Annotated in this window: 16 protein-coding genes; 15 read left to right on the top strand and 1 reads right to left on the bottom strand. The window is 60.4% G+C overall.

Annotated elements, in window-relative coordinates; genetic code table 11:
* The first annotated feature begins 372 nt into the window (after positions 1-372).
* From mraZ to murB, 12 genes are all read left to right on the top strand, one after another.
* Positions 373-810, top strand: a complete 438-nt coding sequence (gene mraZ, locus RGCCGE502_RS12475; RefSeq protein ID WP_016554524.1) for a division/cell wall cluster transcriptional repressor MraZ — start codon at positions 373-375, stop codon at positions 808-810.
* Positions 811-827: 17 nt separating this feature from the next.
* A complete protein-coding gene (gene rsmH, locus RGCCGE502_RS12470) occupies positions 828-1853 on the top strand; it encodes a 16S rRNA (cytosine(1402)-N(4))-methyltransferase RsmH (protein ID WP_016554523.1) in 1026 nt (341 codons plus the stop codon).
* Position 1854: 1 nt separating this feature from the next.
* Entirely contained in the window at positions 1855-2259 is a 405-nt protein-coding gene (gene ftsL / locus RGCCGE502_RS12465) for a cell division protein FtsL (protein WP_016554522.1), read from the top strand.
* 2 nt (positions 2260-2261) lie between these two features.
* On the top strand, positions 2262-4004 hold the full coding sequence (locus RGCCGE502_RS12460; protein ID WP_016554521.1) for a peptidoglycan D,D-transpeptidase FtsI family protein: 1743 nt from the start codon (positions 2262-2264) through the stop codon (positions 4002-4004).
* 67 nt (positions 4005-4071) lie between these two features.
* Positions 4072-5532: a UDP-N-acetylmuramoyl-L-alanyl-D-glutamate--2,6-diaminopimelate ligase gene (locus RGCCGE502_RS12455; protein ID WP_016554520.1), complete on the top strand. Its 1461-nt coding sequence runs from the start codon at positions 4072-4074 to the stop codon at positions 5530-5532.
* The gene (locus RGCCGE502_RS12450; RefSeq protein WP_016554519.1) at positions 5529-6962 is read left to right on the top strand and encodes a UDP-N-acetylmuramoylalanyl-D-glutamyl-2,6-diaminopimelate--D-alanyl-D-alanine ligase; all 1434 of its coding nucleotides are present in this window, start codon (positions 5529-5531) and stop codon (positions 6960-6962) included. The genes RGCCGE502_RS12455 and RGCCGE502_RS12450 overlap by 4 nt, the downstream gene beginning before the upstream one ends.
* Before the next feature lie 22 nt (positions 6963-6984).
* Complete coding sequence (mraY, locus tag RGCCGE502_RS12445) at positions 6985-8085, top strand: phospho-N-acetylmuramoyl-pentapeptide-transferase (RefSeq protein ID WP_016554518.1); 1101 nt, start codon at positions 6985-6987, stop codon at positions 8083-8085.
* Between the two features lie 6 nt (positions 8086-8091).
* Positions 8092-9504 carry a UDP-N-acetylmuramoyl-L-alanine--D-glutamate ligase gene (gene murD, locus RGCCGE502_RS12440; protein WP_016554517.1) on the top strand — a complete coding sequence of 471 codons (1413 nt, stop codon included), beginning with the start codon at positions 8092-8094 and terminating at the stop codon, positions 9502-9504.
* A gap of 1 nt (position 9505) precedes the next feature.
* The gene (gene ftsW, locus RGCCGE502_RS12435; RefSeq protein ID WP_016554516.1) at positions 9506-10660 is read left to right on the top strand and encodes a putative lipid II flippase FtsW; all 1155 of its coding nucleotides are present in this window, start codon (positions 9506-9508) and stop codon (positions 10658-10660) included.
* A 6-nt stretch (positions 10661-10666) separates the two neighbouring features.
* The gene (gene murG / locus RGCCGE502_RS12430; RefSeq protein WP_016554515.1) at positions 10667-11791 is read left to right on the top strand and encodes an undecaprenyldiphospho-muramoylpentapeptide beta-N-acetylglucosaminyltransferase; all 1125 of its coding nucleotides are present in this window, start codon (positions 10667-10669) and stop codon (positions 11789-11791) included.
* A complete protein-coding gene (murC, locus tag RGCCGE502_RS12425) occupies positions 11788-13203 on the top strand; it encodes a UDP-N-acetylmuramate--L-alanine ligase (protein ID WP_016554514.1) in 1416 nt (471 codons plus the stop codon). The genes murG and murC overlap by 4 nt, the downstream gene beginning before the upstream one ends.
* Positions 13200-14174, top strand: coding sequence for a UDP-N-acetylmuramate dehydrogenase (murB, locus tag RGCCGE502_RS12420; RefSeq protein WP_016554513.1), 975 nt, complete (start codon positions 13200-13202; stop codon positions 14172-14174). The genes murC and murB overlap by 4 nt, the downstream gene beginning before the upstream one ends.
* Before the next feature lie 111 nt (positions 14175-14285).
* Here murB and RGCCGE502_RS12415 read toward each other — a convergent pair whose 3' ends face one another.
* Positions 14286-15590, bottom strand: coding sequence for an MFS transporter (locus tag RGCCGE502_RS12415; RefSeq protein ID WP_016554512.1), 1305 nt, complete (start codon positions 15588-15590; stop codon positions 14286-14288).
* 477 nt (positions 15591-16067) lie between these two features.
* Here RGCCGE502_RS12415 and RGCCGE502_RS12410 point away from each other — a divergent pair, with 477 nt between their 5' ends.
* Genes RGCCGE502_RS12410 through ftsA form a run of 3 tightly spaced genes read left to right on the top strand, consistent with a single transcriptional unit; the run spans position 16068 to position 19242 of the window.
* A complete protein-coding gene (locus tag RGCCGE502_RS12410; protein ID WP_016554511.1) occupies positions 16068-16994 on the top strand; it encodes a D-alanine--D-alanine ligase in 927 nt (308 codons plus the stop codon).
* Positions 16982-17914, top strand: a complete 933-nt coding sequence (locus tag RGCCGE502_RS12405) for a cell division protein FtsQ/DivIB (RefSeq protein WP_016554510.1) — start codon at positions 16982-16984, stop codon at positions 17912-17914. Before RGCCGE502_RS12410 ends, RGCCGE502_RS12405 begins: the two co-directional genes overlap by 13 nt.
* On the top strand, positions 17911-19242 hold the full coding sequence (ftsA, locus tag RGCCGE502_RS12400) for a cell division protein FtsA (protein WP_016554509.1): 1332 nt from the start codon (positions 17911-17913) through the stop codon (positions 19240-19242). The genes RGCCGE502_RS12405 and ftsA overlap by 4 nt, the downstream gene beginning before the upstream one ends.
* The last annotated feature ends 11 nt before the right edge of the window (positions 19243-19253 follow it).

Raw genomic sequence — 19253 nt, 5'->3', positions numbered from 1 at the left:
TATAGAAGCGCATATTTTGCTGTGCCAATTTGAGCCACATGTGGCCTTTGAGGGCGCTCCGGCGGTTAGGCTGTCCGGTGTCCGCAAGCTCGATCCTAACCCTTTGTTAAACTTAACAGCTTATAAATTTCGGATACTTCGCTCATCGTGAGACGGGCGTTTCCCATTGACGCCCATATGGTCCCATGTTATCCCATTCATGCACTGCGCAAGGGCAAGTAGGTGCCCAACAATCGCAAAGCCAAGGCGTCTTCCGCTCCGAAGGCGCCGGATGGGATCTTGCCCATTCGGCTCGCGAAGCTGTGCCTGAATTTAGAGATTCCGGGCTCCTGAGTTCAGTCCGGGCTCTTTCGGGAACGGATGTTTCGTGTCATGAGCCGCTTCCTTTCAAATGCGACCAACAGAATCGATTCCAAGGGCAGGGTTTCCGTGCCGGCGGCGTTTCGATCCGTGCTGGCGCAGCGCAATGTTCAGGAGCTCTATTGCTTCCAGGACTTTGTGTTTCCGGCGATCAGCGTCGGCGGTCCGGATCTCCTGGAGAGGTTCGAGCGTCAGATTTCTGCGGAGGATCCGTTTTCGCCGGACGCGAACGAGATGTCGCTTCTCATCCACGGGGGCGGTATCTTCATGAGGCTCGATGCGGAGGGTCGGCTGATGGTCACGGATTTCATCCGCGACTTCACCGGTATCTCGGACGAGGTGACCTTCGTCGGTCGGGCGGATCATTTTCAGCTGTGGCAGCCGCAGGCATTTCAGGCTGCCCAGATGCAGGCACGAGGAGGGCGTCGGCTGGCGGGCAGGCGTTCCTAACGGTACGAGGGAACGGAATGGCGGCGAATCCTGGCGGAGATTCAACTGATGCCGGTGGCGGACCGGTTCGCCACATTCCGGTTCTTCTCAACGAGGTTCTTGCTGCACTGGAGCCGTCGCCCGGCAAGATCATTCTCGACGGCACCTTTGGTGCGGGCGGCTATACCTCTGCCATTCTGGGTGCCGGCGCCAATGTTGTCGCCCTGGATCGCGATCCGACCGCCATCGAAGCCGGTCGAGCTCTTGTCGCTGAAAGCCAGGGTCGCTTGAAGCTCGTACATTCACAGTTCTCTCAATTGGCTGATGCGGCTCCATCCGGCGGACTGGATGGAGTTGTGCTCGATATCGGCGTGTCCTCGATGCAGATCGACGAGGCCGATCGCGGCTTCTCGTTCCAGAAGAATGGTCCGCTGGACATGCGCATGTCGGCGGCAGGTGTTTCCGCGGCCGATGTGATCAATCGCGCCAAGGTGGCCGATCTCATCCGCATCTTTCATTTTCTCGGAGAGGAAAGTCAGTCGCCGCGCATCGCGCACGCGATTGAAAAGCGGCGGGCGGAAAAACCGTTCGAGACGACGCGCGATCTGGCCGGCCTGATCGAACTCGTCACGCCGCGCAAGATGAAGGACAAGATCCATCCGGCGACCCGCGTCTTCCAGGCGTTGCGAATCTTTGTCAACGATGAACTTGGCGAATTGGCGCAGGCGCTGTTTGCCGCCGAGCATGTGCTGAAGCCCGGCGGGTGTCTCGTCGTTGTTACCTTCCATTCGCTCGAGGACCGGATCGTCAAGACGTTCTTCTCCGATCGTGCCGGCAAGGCTTCGGGCTCTCGTCATCTGCCTGTCGCGCACGAACGTGCAGCGACCTTCGAACGGATCGGCAAGCCGATGGTTGCTGCGACCGAGGCGGAAGCGCAGGCAAACCCGCGGGCGCGATCTGCCAAGCTGCGGGCAGGGCTGCGCACTGCTGCGCCTGCCGAAGCGGCAGATATTTCCATCTTCGGATTGCCGAATCTGGCGAGTCTCGGAAAGCTCGGAGCCTGACATGCTGAGAACCTTGGACCTCATCCTCGTCGGTGTCATGACAGCCGCTGCTGCTGTCACTTACACCATCAAGCACCATGCCGAGCTCAAACTTGAGGAAGTTCACCGCCTCGAGGCCGAGATCAAGCTCGAGAGGGACACGATCGACCTGTTGAAAGCGGATTGGGCTCTACTCTCCCAGCCGAACAGGCTCGAGCGGCTCGTCAACAACTACAATGGTGAGCTTCAGCTGCAGCCGACGGCGTCCACATCGCTGGTTCACGCCAAGGAACTGCCGATGCTGAAATCGCAGGTTCCTGCTCCCGAGATTACAGAAGCGAAAGCCGGTTCGGGCAAGGCAAAGCCAAAGCCAGCGACGCCTGAACCCGAAGAAGAAGACATGATGGCAACCGGATCGGTGGAGTAGAGATGTCGTTTCTTTCACGCATCATGGTCTTGAAGAGCCAGGCGCATTTCTCCGCCGGCACCAATAACCGCCTCGGCGGCAATAGGCCGATCGAGGGATCGCGAAAGAAGAAGGCGGGACAGGCGAAGAGCCGCGTCGGGCTTCTGATCGTCGGATTCGTTGCCGTTTATTGCGTGATCGGCGGGCGTCTCGTCGAATACGCAGTCCGCGACCCCGATGTCGTGTCCAGCATTCTGCCGCCGGATCGTCTGATGGCCTCGCGTCCGGATATCCTGGACCGAAACGGCGAAGTGATGGCGACCGATATCCGGACGGTCTCGCTTTTTGCCGAGCCGAACAAGGTGGTCGACCCAGACGAGGCGGTCGAGAAGCTCGCGACGGTTCTGCCCGACCTCGACATGAAAGGCACCTACAAGAAGCTCGCGAACCGCACATCTCACTTCGCCTGGCTGCGACGCCAGTTGACGCCGAAGCAGCAGAGCCAGATTCTGGCGCTCGGCATTCCCGGGATCGGCTTCCGCCCTGAGAAGCGCCGCTTCTATCCGGGTGGCGCGACCGCAGCGCATATCCTCGGCTACGTCAACATCGACAACCGCGGCGTTGCCGGCATGGAGAAATACATTGACGATCAGGGCCTTGCCGACCTCGCTTCAGTCGGCATGACAAGCGACCAGCCGCTTGAGCCCGTTCGCCTGTCGATTGACGTCCGCGTCCAGAACATCGTGCGCGATGTCGTCGTCAACGCCGTCAAGAACTACGAGGCAAAGGGCGCCGGCGCCGTCATCCTCGATATTCATACCGGCGAAGTGCTCGGAATGGCATCGGCCCCGGACTTCGATCCGAACAACCCGCTGGAGGGCGCCAAGGAAGGCTGGCTGAACCGCATGTCGAACGGCACGTTCGAGATGGGCTCCACCTTCAAGACCTTTTCGCTCGCCATGGCGCTCGACACCGGCAAGGTCAGCCTCAACGACAGCTTCGACGCGACGCAGCCGATCCGCATCGGCGGCTTCACCATTCACGACTTCCACGGCCAGCGCCGTTGGCTGACGCTGCCGGAGGTGTTCCAGTATTCGTCCAATGTCGGTACCGCCCGCATCATCGACATCGTTGGCATCGACGCGCAGAAGGACTACCTGACCAAACTTGGCCTGCTGACAAAGATGCAGACCGAGCTTCCCGAGGTGAAAATGCCGAGCCAGCCGAAGGTCTGGAAGAAGATCAACTCGGTGACGATCTCCTTTGGTCACGGTGTTTCCACGACGCCGCTGCAGACGGCGGTTGCCGGCGCGGCGCTCGTCAACGGCGGCAAGCTCATCGAGCCGACCTTCCTGCCGCGCAACCGCGAGCAGGCAGACGAAGTTGCGGAAGTGGTCGTCAAGAAGACCACCAGCGATGACGTTCGCTATCTCTTCAAGCTGAACGGCATCAAGGGCTCTGGGCGCAATGCCGACGTGCCCGGCTTTAACGTCGGCGGCAAGACCGGCACGGCTGACAAGGTGGTCAATGGCCGCTACGCGACGAACCTCAATTTCAATGCGTTCCTCGCGGCTTTTCCGATCGACGATCCGAAGTATGTCGTGCTGACGTTCTGCGATGAGCCGCACAATGGCGAGAAGGGCCAGAACATTGCAGCGTACACGGCAGCGCCGATGGTGAAGAACATCATCGCCCGCGCAGCCCCAATTCTCGGTGTGGAACCCAAGTTCGGTGACGACGGATCGGCCATGTTGGTGTCTTATTGAGTCTGAATGAATGTCGGAGCCGATTCGCCACGGGGGCGCGGCGGCTCGAGAGAGAAAAGTACATTCGATGAACTTGCGAGACATCGCCGGAGATGCATTTCCGGAACTTGAAGATCAATTGGCCGGGTCTGTCGGGGCGCTGGCGGTTTCGGGTATCTCGTCCGACAGCCGCAAGATCGAACGCGGCATGGTGTTTGTGGCTGTCGCCGGGACGAAAGCCGATGGAGCAGGCTTTGTCGCCGACGCGGCGGCGCGCGGTGCTGTCGTGGCCATTGCGTCCCATAGTGTTGATGCTTCCATACCTGTTCTCGTCGTGACCGATCCGCGCCGCTTCCTGTCGATCGCGGCCTCTCATTTCTATGGCAAGCAGCCGGAAACGATGGTTGCCGTGACCGGTACCGCCGGCAAGACGTCGGTTGCTTCCTTCACCCGGCAGATCTGGGCCTATGCCGGACATCCGGCGGCGATGATCGGCACCACTGGCGTCGTCTCTCCGACACGCAATGAATATGGTTCGCTGACGACCCCGGATCCGGTTTCGCTCCACAAATTGCTCGCGGAGCTTTCCGACGAGGGCGTCACGCATGCCTCGATGGAGGCCTCCAGCCATGGCCTCGATCAGGGCCGTCTCGATGGCGTCAAGCTCGCAGCAGCTGCCTTTACCAATCTCGGCCGCGATCACATGGACTACCATCCGACGATCGAAAGCTACATGGCCGCGAAGATGCGGCTGTTCGATACGCTGCTGCCGAAGGGCGCACCGGCCGTGATCTTCGCCGACGATGCGTGGTCAGAGCAAGCCGTCAAGGCGGCACGCGACGCGGGTCACGACGTTCGCACCGTCGGTCGCAAGGGCGACTACCTTACGCTGAAGCGCGTCGAGCATTTCCGGCACAAGCAGGTGGCTGAAATCCACGCCGAGGGAGAGATCTTCGAGGTCGATATTCCGCTTGCAGGGGACTTCCAGGTGGCCAACGCGCTCGTGGCGGCAGGTCTCGCCATGTCGACGGGCGTGCCGGCGAAGGTCGCCATGGCGGCCCTTGAAAAGCTGCAGGGCGCATCCGGTCGTCTCGAATTGGTGGGCCATACCAAGGACGGTGCGCTTGCTTATGTCGACTATGCCCATAAGCCCGACGCGCTTGCCAATGTTTTGGAGTCCGTTCGTCCGTTTACGACGGGCCGCGTCATCGTCGTGTTTGGCTGCGGCGGCGACCGCGATCGCGGCAAGCGGCCGATCATGGGCGAGATCGCCTGCCGTCTGGCCGATGTGGTGATTGTCACCGACGACAATCCACGCTCGGAGGAGCCGGCGGCCATTCGCGCCGAGATCATGGCGGCCGCAGGCTGCGCGAGCGAAATTGGCGACCGTGCCGAGGCGATCAGAACGGCGGTTGCCATGCTGACATCCGGCGATACGCTGATCGTCGCCGGCAAGGGACACGAGGAAGGGCAGACGATCGGGAGCGTCACCCTGCCGTTTTCGGATCACGCCGAATTGCGTAAGGCTTTGGAGGAGCTGAAACCGTGAACTGGCTTTGGACGACGGAAGACATGATTGCCGCCATGGCAGGGCGGCCGTTCGGAACTTTGCCTGAGGGCATTACCGGGATTTCCATCGACAGCCGCTCCATTGCGCCCGGCGAGGCCTTCTTCGCTATCAAGGGTGACCGCGTTGACGGTCATGACTTTGCTTCGATGGCGATGGCAAACGGGGCTACTCTGCTCGTCGTCAGCGAAGCGCGCCTCCCAGCCATGGGACGGCTTACCGTTCCTGTCATCGTCGTCGAGGACGTGTTGGCTGCACTCGGCAAGCTCGCGATTGCCTCACGTGCGCGTTCGCGCGCCCAGATCATTGCCGTGACCGGTTCAGTCGGAAAGACCACGACTAAGGAGATGTTGCGGCGTGTCTTGTCCCCATCGGGCAAGGTGCATGCTTCGGTGGCCTCGTTCAACAATCACTGGGGCGTGCCTTTGACGCTCGCCCGGATGCCGCTCGATACCTATTTCGGCGTTTTCGAAGTGGGGATGAACCATCCGGACGAGATCCGTCCGCTGGTCAAGATGATCAGGCCGCATGTTGCCGTGGTGACAACGATTGCACCGGCTCACCTCGGCAATTTCAAGAGCATACGAGAGATTGCGACAGCGAAGGCCGAGATTTTTGAAGGTGTCGTGCCGGGCGGGCAGGTCGTGCTCAACAGGGACAACGACCAGTTCAATTTCCTTGAGCGTACGGCGCAGGCCTGTGGCATCCAGCACATTCATTCGTTCGGTCAGCATGCGAAAGCCGATTTCCGCCTCGCGGAGTTCAATGGCTCCGACCAGAGTTCGACGTTGTGGATCACCATCGATGGCGACACCAAGGAGGTCGCGATCGGCGCGCCGGGGCGGCACATTGCCGAGAATGCACTGGCCACCCTTGGTGTCGTCAAGCTTGTCGGTGCGGACATGCATCAGGCAATCACCTCCCTTTCGACGCTGCAGCCGGAAAAGGGCAGGGGACGGCGTCACCGCCTGGGAATCGACCGCAGCGCCTTCACGGTCATCGACGAAAGCTACAACGCCAATCCCGCTTCGATGCGTGCCGCGCTATCTGTGCTTGCGAGTTCCGTTCCGACAGGTGCTGGGCGGCGCGTTGCCGTGCTCGGCGACATGCTGGAGATGGGTGAGTACGCGGAGAAAGTCCATTCGGATCTGGCGGGGCCTTTGCTCGCTGCTGGTATAGAGCATGTCTGGCTCGCGGGGCCTGAAATGGTTGCGCTGAAAGAATCGCTCCCCGAGGGCGTGCAGGTCATCCACTATGAGAAGACCGAAGAACTATCAGAATATGTATTGAACGCTGTCGCGGCTGGCGACGTGCTGATGGTAAAATCGTCACTGGGCATAGGTTTCGGCAAGATCGTTGCCGCGCTCCTTGACAAGTTCCCGCCATTTGCCGACACGCAACGCGATTTTTGAGCGGGTAAACAAGGGGCCCTGAATGCTGATTTGGCTTGTCGAACTGTCGGAACACCTGAAATTCTTGAATCTGTTCAGGTACATTACCTTCCGCACGGGCGCTTCCCTGTTTACGTCCGCCTTCATCGTGTTCCTGTTCGGACCGATGATCATCAGATCCTTGCGCATCCGCCAGGGCAAGGGGCAGCCGATCCGCGCCGACGGTCCGCAGACGCATTTCAAGAAGGCAGGCACACCAACCATGGGCGGCCTGATGATCCTCGCGGGCATCGTCGGATCGTCGCTGCTGTGGGCTGATCTTTCGAATGTCTACGTGGTTGCCACGCTGCTCGTGACCCTCGGCTTCGGCGCGATCGGCTTCTATGACGACTACCTCAAGGTTACCAAGCAAAGCCACAAGGGCTTCTCCGGCAAGGCCCGCCTTGGCATCGAGTTCGTCATTGCCGGTATTGCCGTCTACTTCATGATGCGCACGGCGCTAGCGTCCGGAACCGCGGGTTCGACCTTCGGGTCTTCGGTCGCATTCCCGTTCTTCAAGGACTTCATGATCAATCTCGGGATCATGTTCGTCGTTTTCGGCGGCTTCGTGATTGTTGGCGCCGGCAATGCCGTGAACCTGACCGATGGCCTTGATGGCCTTGCGATCGTTCCTGTGATGATTGCTGCCGCGTCGTTTGGTGTGATTGCCTACCTCGCGGGTAATGCAGTCTTTGCAAACTATCTGCAGATCAACTTCGTACCGGGCACGGGCGAGCTTTCAGTCGTTCTCGGCGCGGTTATCGGCGCCGGTCTCGGCTTTCTTTGGTTCAATGCGCCGCCTGCCGCTATCTTCATGGGTGACACCGGCTCGTTGGCGCTCGGCGGCACGATCGGCACTGTTGCCGTGGCCACCAAGCATGAGATCGTCATGGCGATCATCGGTGGCTTGTTCGTGATGGAGACTTTGTCGGTCATCATTCAGGTCGGCTATTTCAAGATGACGGGCCGGCGTGTCTTCCTGATGGCGCCGATCCATCACCATTTCGAGAAAAAGGGCTGGACTGAAAGCCAGGTGGTGATCCGCTTCTGGATCATTGCGGGCGGCCTCGCCCTGCTTGGTCTCTCGACCCTGAAGCTGCGGTAAGCGGCGATGATTCCCGTCACAACACTCTCGGGAAAGAAGGTCGCGCTCTTCGGGCTCGGCGGTTCCGGTTTTGCTACTGCGCGAGCTCTGAAACTGGGCGGAGCCGAGGTGACGGCATGGGACGACAATCCCGATAGTGTCACCAAAGCCTCTGCCGAGGGAATCCATACGGCTGATCTGCGTTCCCTCGACTGGAGCGCACAATCGCTCTTCGTGCTTTCGCCGGGCGTTCCCCTGACGCATCCGAAACCACACTGGACCGTCGATCTCGCTCGCGCCGCCGGCGTTGATATCGTTGGCGACGTCGAACTTTTCGTGCGCGAGCGCCGGGCGCACGCGCCGGATTGCCCGTTTATTGCCATTACCGGCACCAACGGCAAATCGACCACGACAGCGCTGATCGCGCACATCCTGAAGTCGAGCGGGCGCGACACGCAGCTCGGCGGCAATATCGGGACGGCTGTCCTGACGCTCGATCCGCCGAAGGATGGGCGCTTCTACGTTGTCGAGTGCTCATCCTATCAGATCGACCTCGCGCCGACGCTCAATCCGTCGGCGGGCATTCTGCTCAACCTGACGCCGGATCATCTCGATCGTCACGGCACGATGCAGCACTATGCCGACATCAAGGAGCGTCTGGTCGCCGGCAGTGGTGTGGCTGTGGTCGGCGTGGATGACAGCCACTGCGAGATGATCGCGGATCGCATCGAGCGAGCCGGCGGCAAGGTCACGCGGATTTCCCGCCGCCATGCGCTTCCCTATGGCATTTATGCGGAAGGAACGAAGCTCATCCAGGCTTCAGGAGGTGCGACGAAGCCGATCGCCGATCTTGAGGGCATCCAGACACTGCGCGGCGGCCATAACGCGCAGAATGCCGCTGCGGCGGTTGCCGCATGCCTTGCGGTCGGCGTCTCCGACGCTGAGATCCGCGCTGGACTTGCGTCCTTCCCTGGCCTCAAGCACCGGATGCAGCCGGTTGGTCGTCGTGGCAATGTCGTTTTCGTCAACGACTCGAAGGCCACGAACGCGGACGCGGCCGCTCCCGCACTGTCGAGCTACGACCGCATCTACTGGATTGCCGGTGGGTTGCCTAAGGCTGGCGGCATAAGCTCGCTGACCGGATTCTTCCCTCGTATTGCCAAGGCCTATCTGATTGGCGAGGCGGCGGCGGAATTTGCCGCAACACTCGGCGAGGCCGTACCCTACGAAATATCAGGGACATTAGAGCGCGCCGTCGCTCACGCAGCTGCCGACGCCGAAAAAGATGAAAGCGGCCCGTTGGCGGTGATGTTGTCCCCGGCTTGCGCAAGCTTCGACCAGTATAAGAACTTCGAAGTCAGGGGCGATGCATTTGTCAGCCATGTGGCAGCGCTCGACGGAATCACCATGCTGATCGGTTCGGCAACAGGAGATAAATGACATGGTAAGCCGCGCGGAACGTGGGCCTCTGGCCGATTGGTTTTGGACCATCGACCGCTTCTTCCTGGCGATGTTCGTCTTCCTGATGGGCATCGGCTTCATGCTGTCGTTTGCCGCGTCGCCCGCGGTTGCGGAGCGCATCGGGCTGGAGCCGTTCCACTTCGTCAAACGACACGCGGCTTTCATGATCCCGTCTCTCGCGGTCATGATCGGTCTCTCGTTCCTGACGCCCCGCCAAGTGCGGCGAACGGCGATCATTCTGTTGATCGTCGCTCTCGGCATGATGTTGCTGGCGTTGTTTTTCGGCGTCGAGGTCAAGGGCTCCCGCCGCTGGGTCACCCTTGCCGGCATCTCTATCCAGCCCTCCGAATTCATGAAGCCGGCCTTTGTCGTTGTCTGTGCCTGGCTCTTTGCCGAGCACGCAAGGCAGCCGGAGATACCGGGTAACCTGTTTGCCATCATCCTCTTCGGCATTGTCGCTGCACTTCTGGTCGCGCAGCCCGACCTTGGGCAAACGATCCTGACGACGGCCGTGTGGGGCGGCATGTTCTTCATGGCCGGCATGCCGTGGATCTGGATCATTCTGCTCGGTGCAGGCGGTGTCGGCGGTCTTGTCAGCGCCTATTACATCTTCCCTCACGTGGCGCTGCGCATCGACAAGTTCCTGACCGGTGAAGGCGATACCTTTCAGATCGACACGGCGCGCGAAGCCATCATTCGCGGCGATTGGTTCGGCCAGGGACCGGGCGAGGGCATCGTCAAGCGGATCATCCCCGACGCGCATACCGACTTCATCTTCTCGGTCGCGGCCGAAGAGTTCGGCATCGTCTTCTGCATGGCGCTCGTCGCGCTGTTTTCCGTCCTCGTGCTGCGCGGTCTCTCGCATGCCTACAAGGAGCGGAACGACTTCAACCGCTTTGCCGTCGCTGGCCTCGTGCTGCAGATCGGCATACAGTCCATCATCAACGTGGGCGTCAACCTCGAACTGCTGCCGGCGAAGGGCATGACCCTGCCGCTGATTTCCTACGGCGGTTCGTCCATGGTCGCCATCTGCGTCACCGCCGGGTTTATTCTCGCGCTGACGCGCCACAGGCCGGAAAAACGTGCGCAGGACCGGAGCCTCTTCCGCGTCGCGCACGGAATGCCGGCGGAGTAAGAGTTCATGAGCAAAGGCATCGTCCTGCTTGCCGCCGGGGGGACCGGCGGCCATGTGTTTCCGGCGGAGGCTCTGGCCTACAAGCTGAAGGAACGCGGTTATTCTGTGCATCTCGTGACTGATAGCCGGGCCGAGCGCTATGCAGGCAAATTTCCGGCCGATGAGATCCATGTCGTGCCATCGGCGACGATCGGCTCCAAGAATCCGGTTGCCGTTGCGCGGTCGCTGTGGACGCTTTGGAGCGGCATGCGCGCGGCCAAGAAGCTCATTTCACGGCTGAAGCCTGTTGTCGTCGTTGGTTTTGGCGGCTATCCGACCGTCCCACCGCTGCTGGCGGCGACGCGCCTTGGCGTACCCGCCATGATCCACGAACAGAATGCGGTGATGGGACGCGCTAACAAGGCGCTGGCGAGCCGGGTGCAGGCGATTGCCGGCGGCTTCCTGCCTGAAGGCGGCGGTCAGTTTCCTGACAAGACGGTTACGACAGGCAATCCAGTGCGCCCGGCGATCATCGATGCGGCGAAGGTGCCGTACTCTCCGTCCAAGTCCGGCGAGCCTTTCAATCTTGTCGTTTTTGGCGGCAGTCAAGGCGCGCAATATTTTTCCAAGGCGATGCCGACCGCCATCAGTTTGCTCGATGACGAGCTTCGCGACCGCCTGCGCATTACCCAGCAGGTGCGACGGGAAGACACCGAGATGATGAGCGTATGCGTCGCTCGCCTGAAGATGGCGGCTAATACGGCACCGTTCTTTACTGACATGGCCGAGCGGCTTGCCGCCGCCCATCTTGTCATCTGCCGTTCAGGAGCCTCGACCGTTTCGGAGATCTCGGTGATCGGACGTCCGGCAATCCTCGTGCCTTATCCGCATGCGTTGGATCACGACCAGGCGGCCAACGCGGCAGCGCTGGCTGCGACCGGTGGCGCCAAAGTGATAACCCAGGCGGAACTCTTGCCCGAGAAGATCGCATCGATCCTGACCCATGTGATGAACGATCCGGAAAAGCTTGCCCGGATGGCGGCTGCCGCCAAGCAAGCGGGCAAACCCGACGCTGCGAACTTGCTTGCCGACATGGTAGAGGCTATTGCGGCACGACGGACAATTGCAGAGTTCAAGGGGAAACGCGCATGAAAATGCCGAAGGCCATCGGCCTCGTTCATTTCATCGGCATCGGCGGCATCGGCATGAGCGGCATTGCCGAGGTGCTCCACAATCTCGGCCATCGCGTGCAGGGATCGGACCAGGCTGACAGCGCCAACGTGCAACGCTTGCGCGACAAGGGCATCGAAGTCTTCGTCGGCCACAAGGCGGAGAACCTTGGTGACGCCGAAGTCGTGGTCGTCTCGACGGCGATCAAGAAGAACAACCCGGAGCTAGTTGCGGCGCGCGAAAAGCTGCTGCCGGTCGTGCGACGGGCCGAGATGCTCGCCGAGCTGATGCGGTTCCGGAATGCGATCGCGATCGGCGGTACGCATGGCAAGACGACGACGACGTCACTCGTGGCAACGTTGCTGGAGGCGGGCGGTCTCGATCCCACTGTCATCAATGGCGGTATCATCAATGCTTACGGCACCAACGCCCGCATGGGCGAGGGCGAGTGGATGGTGGTTGAGGCTGACGAATCCGACGGCACCTTCCTGAAGCTTCCCGCCGACGTTGCTGTCATCACCAACATCGACCCCGAGCATCTCGACCACTACGGTAACTTCGATGCCGTGCGCGCCGCGTTCCGCCAGTTCGTCGAGAACGTGCCGTTCTACGGCTTCGGCGTGCTCTGCCTCGACCATCCGGAAGTCCAGGCGCTCGTCGGCCGCATCGAGGATCGGAAGATCGTCACCTATGGCGAGAACCCTCAGGCCGACGTTCGCTTCATGAATGTCCGCATTGATGGTCCGCGTTCGATTTTCGACGTCGAGATCCGCCGCCGGCGCACCGGGCAGGTGATCAAGCTCGACAATCTCGTCATGCCGATGCCCGGACGTCACAACATCTCGAATGCGACCGCCGCGATTGCGGTCGCCAACCGTCTCGGCATGTCGAGTGAAGACATCGCCAAGGGGCTGGCCTCTTTCGGCGGCGTCAAGCGTCGCTTCACGCTGACCGGCGAATGGAACGGCGTGCAGATCTTCGACGACTACGGACACCATCCGGTCGAGATCAAGGCTGTGCTGCGGGCCGCGCGCGAAGCCTGCAAGGGTCGCGTGATTGCGGTTCACCAGCCGCATCGCTATTCGCGGCTGTCCAGCCTCTTCGAGGAGTTCGCGTCCTGCTTCAATGATGCGGATAGCATTTTCCTTGCTCCGGTCTATGCCGCGGGTGAAGATCCCATTGAAGGAGCGAACTCGGAGGCGCTGGTGTCGCGGATCAAATCCGGCGGTCACCGCGATGCCCGCTTCCTGTCATCCCCAGAGCTTTTGCCTGAAATGGTCGCAGAGATTGCAAAGCCGGGGGATTTTGTGGTTCTGTTGGGGGCTGGGAGCATCACGTACTGGGCGGCGGCGCTGCCCAAGCAATTGCAAAGCCTTTCGGGAATATCTGCATGAAACAGGTGAATGGGGAAAAGCTTCTTGCGTCGCTTGGCGACGGCGTAAAGGACATCCGTGGAAGGATCACGCCGGATGCGCCGATGGACCGCGTCACCTGGTTCCACGCCGGCGGTCTGGCCGAGCTGATGTTCCAGCCGCATGACGAGGAAGACCTCATTGCCTTCCTCAAGCTTCTGCCGGAAGAGGTGCCGATCACTGTTGTCGGTGTTGGATCCAACATTCTCGTACGTGATGGCGGCATTCCCGGCGTTGTCCTGCGGCTTTCGGCGAAGGGCTTCGGCTCGGTCGAGCTTGCCGGCGAGAATCGTATCCGTGCCGGGGCAATCTGCCCCGACAAGCATGTCGCGGCGATGGCAATGGACAACGGCATCGGCGGCTTCCATTTCTACTACGGCATTCCCGGCAGCATCGGCGGCGCCGCGCGCATGAACGCGGGGGCCAATGGCGGAGAGACACGCGAACGCCTCGTCGAAGTGAATGCGGTTGATCGCAAGGGCAACAAGCACGTTCTGTCGAACGCGGATATGGGCTATTCCTACCGTCATTCGTCGGTACCAAGCGATCTGATTTTTACGTCGGTGCTTTTCGAAGGATACAGCGAAGATCGCGCCAAGATCCGCGCCGAGATGGATGCCGTTCGCAGCCATCGCGAAACGGTCCAGCCGATTCGCGAAAAGACCGGCGGCTCGACCTTCAAGAACCCCGAAGGCCATTCGGCATGGAAGCTCATCGATGAGGCCGGATGCCGCGGATTGGTCATCGGCGGCGCGCAGATGTCTTCGCTTCACTGCAACTTCATGATCAACATGGGGCAGGCAACCGGCTATGATCTCGAATATCTCGGCGAACAGGTCCGCCGTGAAGTCTTCGAAAAGTCCGGCATCAAGCTCGAGTGGGAGATCAAGCGTCTCGGCGTCTTCATGCCGGGACGCGAAGTGCGCTCCTTCCAAGGTGTCACCAGCGAATAGCGGGTGGTGACATTCCTGGCTTACAGGAACAGCCTTCTTAATTTGTCTAAGAACTAGAAAGGCCGCGAAACATGTGTTTCGCGGCCTTTCTGTTTTCAGTCGCAGTAAACCTCAGACTTCGTCGCGGCCGGAGGCCAGGATGCAGATCAAGGTAATGACTGCAGAGAGGCCGAGATAGTAACCGACATACTGCATGCCGTAGTTCGCCTGCAGCCAGGTGGCGATGTATGGCGCCAGCGAGGCGCCGAAGATGCCGGCAAGGTTGAAGGTGATCGACGAGCCGGTATAGCGGACTGCCGTCGGGAAGGGGGCGGCAAGCGCAGTACCGATCAGACCATAGGTCATCCCCATCAGCGCCATGGCGACGATCGCGAAGACCACGATGCTACCTTCGCCGCCCGTCATCAGGCCGGGCAGGAAGAACGAGAAGATGCCGATCAGGACGGTGGTCAGAATCAGCACTTCGCGACGGCCGAAGCGCTCGGCGAGCTTGCCCACGATCGGGATGAAGACGCCGAAGGCGATCGAGCCGACGATCTGGATTTCAAGCGCGTCGAGGAACGGGATCTTCAGAACCTTGACGTTGTAGGACAGCAGGTAAGCCGAGCCGATGTAGAACAGCACGAAGGTCGCCAGCGCCACGAAAGTGCCGAGGAACAGGCTGCGCTTGTGCTTGCGGAAGAGTTCGGCAACCGGAACGGCCACGCGCTCCCGCTTGTCGATGGCCTTTTGGAAGGCCGGCGTTTCGGTGATCGAAAGGCGGACCCAGAGGCCGATGACGATCAGCAGGATCGACGAGATAAACGGCACGCGCCAGCCCCAGCTCAGAAGCGCATCCTGCGACATGACCTGCAACAGCAGCCAGAAGATGCCAGAAGAAAGGAACAGGCCGACGGGCGCCCCCAGCTGCGGGAACATGCCGTACCAGCTGCGTTTGCCCTCCGGCGCATTCTCGGTGGCGAGCAGAACGGCGCCGCCCCATTCGCCGCCGAGGCCGAAGCCCTGGCCGAAGCGGCAAAGGGCTAGGAGCAGCGGCGCGAGGACGCCGATCGATTCGTACGAGGGCAGAAGGCCGATCACGACCGTCGAAATGCCCATGGTGAGCAGGGCGGCAACGAGCGTCGTCTTGCGGCCGATTCTGTCACCGAAATGGCCGAAGACCACGGCACCGAGCGGACGGGCGAAGAAGGCGATCGAGAAGGTTGCAAAAGAAGCAAGCAGCGCGGTCGTCGGGTCGCTATTCGGGAAGAATAGCGTCGGGAAAACCAGCACGGCGGCGGTTGCATAGACGTAGAAGTCGAAGAATTCGATCGTGGTGCCGACGAGGCTCGCGATCAGAACGCGCGCCGGCGAGTTGACTTGCGCACTGTTCGATGAAGCGGGGGTCGGCGATACTCTGGATATCGCGTCTGACATTTTCATTCCAATCGGGATTGTAGCTGCGCCTTGGGAAGGCAGGCGGCTCTTAACGCAATTTTAATTCGGCGGAAATGGTCATCACGTAAGAAACGGAAAAAAGATTAGCGTGCTTTGCATTTTTTTGCCGCCCATCAGTTTGCTCGATCAGAATCACCAATACCTCGAACGCGGACTTGGATCATTGATCGCGCCGATCTCGGCGGCGCCAGGTCGGAAAGTTAACGTTCCAAGAAACCCCGAGCTGGCTCAACTTCTTGATGAAACCCCGTGTGCTATGGCTTGGCGCTGCTGGTTTCTTTGCGTCCGGCGCGGTTCCGTCGAGATGGTCGCGAGAGGCAAAAATTAACGAAAGTAAACACTTCATTAACCATAATCGGGCTCTAATACATCTGCATCACCGAGCGAGATTCGGACGAGAAACAAGCTTGGTGCAAGCGTCGGAACTCAGAGTGCAGGTTATTTTTGGGGGTGTTGATGAGTCGCAAGCATGTCGCTGTCCTGATGGGCGGGTTTTCCTCGGAGAGGCCGGTAAGCCTTTCTTCCGGGACGGCGTGCGCGGATGCTCTCGAGGCTGAGGGTTTCCAAGTGACGCGGATCGACGTAGATCGCGATGTGTCCGCAAAGCTTGCCGCGTTGCGACCGGACGTCGTCTTCAATGCGCTGCATGGCCCGTTCGGTGAGGATGGCACGATCCAGGGGGTCCTCGAATATCTCGAGATCCCCTATACGCATTCCGGTGTGCTGGCGTCGGCGCTTGCCATGGATAAGGAAAAGGCAAAGGGAGTTGCTGCCGCTGCGGGTATTCCTGTTGCTCAGTCCGAGGTGATCAATCGATTCGCCTTTCCGGCGGAGCACCCAATGAAGCCGCCCTACGTCGTGAAGCCTGTCCGTGAAGGTTCGAGCTTCGGCGTAGTGATCGTTCAGGAAGATCAATCCCACCCGCCGCAGATCATCAGTTCCCCGGAATGGCGCTACGGCGAACAGGTTCTCGTCGAGCGCTACATCTATGGTCGGGAACTGACCTGCGGCGTTATGGGGGGGCAAGTGCTCGGCGTGACCGAGGTGGTGCCGATGGGACACGGCTTCTACGATTATGATGCCAAGTACGTCGCCGGTGGATCGAAACACGTCATCCCGGCGGAAATTTCACCGAATATTTACCAAAAAATACAATCATTGGCGTTAAGGGCGCATCAAGCAATTGGTTGCCGTGGCGTCAGTCGCTCCGACTTTCGTTACGACGATCGCTTCTCCGAAGATGGCGAGATCATCTGGCTGGAAATCAACACTCAGCCGGGCATGACGCCAACCTCCTTGGTGCCCGAAATGGCCGGTCATGCCGGCTACTCGTTTGGGGAATTTCTCCGTTGGATGGTGGAGGACGCTTCTTGTTCTCGGTGACGGTCAAAAGGATAGGGCGCCCAAGTCATCAGGCTGAGCCTTCGTATCCCGAGGGTGATGGTCGGCTGGTTCTGCCGCGGCCGTTGCGTCGCGTGGTGCGCTTTCTTGTCAGCCTCGGAAGCGGTCGTATCCATATTCCGGCTCATGTCGGAACGGTCTCCGCCCTGGCTTTCTTTGCTGCGACCGGCCTCTATGGCATGTCGCTCGGTGGCCACACCGAAGCGGTTGCTCAGGCAACGACAACCGCTGCTGGCTTTGCGATCGACGATGTGAAGGTTTCCGGCAACGCCGAGACTTCCGAAATCGAGATTCTGCAGTTGCTGGGGCTTGACGGTACGACCTCTCTGGTCGCTCTCGACGTCGATGCTGCGCGCCAGAAGATTGCGAAGCTCCCCTGGGTCGAGAACGTAGAGGTCCGCAAGATCTATCCGAAGACGATCGAGGTGAAGCTCAAGGAGCGTCAGGCTTACGCCATCTGGCAGCATGGCCAGGAGCTCTCTCTCGTGGAGAAGGGCGGCTCGGTCATCGCGCCCCTACGCGACAACAAATTTTCGCAGTTGCCTCTGGTTGTTGGTCGCGGTGCGGAAGTTGCGGCAACTTCGCTCGAAACCGAGTTTGCAAAGTGGCCGGAGATCAAGGCGCGCGTGAGGGCTTACGTCTGGGTTTCGGGCCGTCGCTGGGACCTGCATATGGATAACGGCGTTGCGGTGAAGCTGCCGGAAGACGATGTCGATCCGGCTCTGGCGCGTCTGGCGAAGTTCATGAAGGAGCAGGATCTTCTGGACCGCGATATCGCAGCCGTCGATCTGAGGCTGGCCGACCGTACGGCAATTCAGTTGACGCCGGAAGCGATGGCGCGCCGGCAGCTTGTGCTCGATCAGCGGGCTAAGGATTTGAAGAAGGCGGGGCAAAATATATGAGCTTTTTCGGTTCGTCCCATTTCGGATTGCCGCGCCTGAAGCCGCTTTCGTCGAAGCGGTCCCACGTCGTTTCGGTGCTCGACATCGGATCGACGAAGGTCGTCTGCATGATCGGTCGCCTGACACCTCGCGAGGAAAGCCAGGTGCTGCCCGGTCGCACGCACAACATTGAAATCATCGGGATTGGCCATCAGCGCTCGCGTGGCATCAAGACCGGCGCGATTTCCGACCTCGATGCGCTGGAAAGCGTGATCCGCCTTGCCGTCGACGCGGCCGAGCGTATGGCGGGCCTGACCGTTGAGAGCCTGATTGTCAATGTCACGGCGGGCCGCCTGACAAGCGATATCTACACTGCAACCATTGATCTCGGTGGACAGGAAGTTGAGCTGAACGATCTGAAGAAGGTTCTGTCGGCAGCTTGCCAACAGTCGCTGCGACAGGATCGCGCCGTACTGCATTCGCTGGCGACCGGCTTCTCGCTCGACGGCGAACGAGGCATTCGCGATCCGCTGTCGATGTACGGCGACGTTCTCGGTGTCGACATGCATGTCGTCACCGCTGAGCGCACCGCGCTGAAGAATCTCGAGTTGAGCGTCAATCGTGCGCACCTCTCTGTTGAGGGAATCGTTGCAACACCGTACGCTTCGGGTCTGGCCGCGCTTGTCGATGACGAAGTCGAACTTGGCTGCGCGGCGATCGACATGGGGGGCGGAACGACGACGATTTCGGTCTTTGCAGAGGGTAAGCTGGTGCACACGGACGCCGTCAGCCTCGGTGGCCATCACGTCACGACTGACCTGGCACGCGGTCTTTCGACCCGGATCGAAGATGCCGAGCGCCTCAAGGTCGTTCACGCTTCCGCAATGCCGAACTCCTCCGACGAACGCGAGTTGATCTCGATCCCGCCGATCGGCGAAGACGAACGCGATCTGCCGACGCAGGTGCCGCGCGCCTTGGTGTCGCGTATCGTCAGCGCCCGTATCGAGGAAACGATGGAATTGATCCGCGACCGCATCCAGCGCTCGGGCTTCAGCCCGATCGTCGGCAAGCGTGTCGTGTTGACGGGTGGTGCGAGCCAGCTGACCGGCCTTGCCGAAGTTGCGCGCCGCATTCTTGCCCGCAACGTCAGAATCGGTCGTCCGATGGGCGTCTCGGGCCTGCCGACTGCAGCGAAAGGCCCCGCCTTTTCGACGGCCGTCGGTCTGATGATCTATCCGCAGGTCGCGGACCAGGAAACACATGCGTCACAGAGCGGTCTGCTCATGTCGCTTGGGGGAAATACCAGCCGCTTTGCCCGCATGGGGCAGTGGTTGAAAGAAAGCTTCTGACAATTGAGTGA

The sequence above is a fragment of the Rhizobium grahamii CCGE 502 genome, from assembly GCF_000298315.2.
GTDB classification, from domain to species: Bacteria; Pseudomonadota; Alphaproteobacteria; order Rhizobiales; family Rhizobiaceae; genus Rhizobium; species Rhizobium grahamii.
This window is presented reverse-complemented; position numbering and strand designations above follow the sequence as displayed.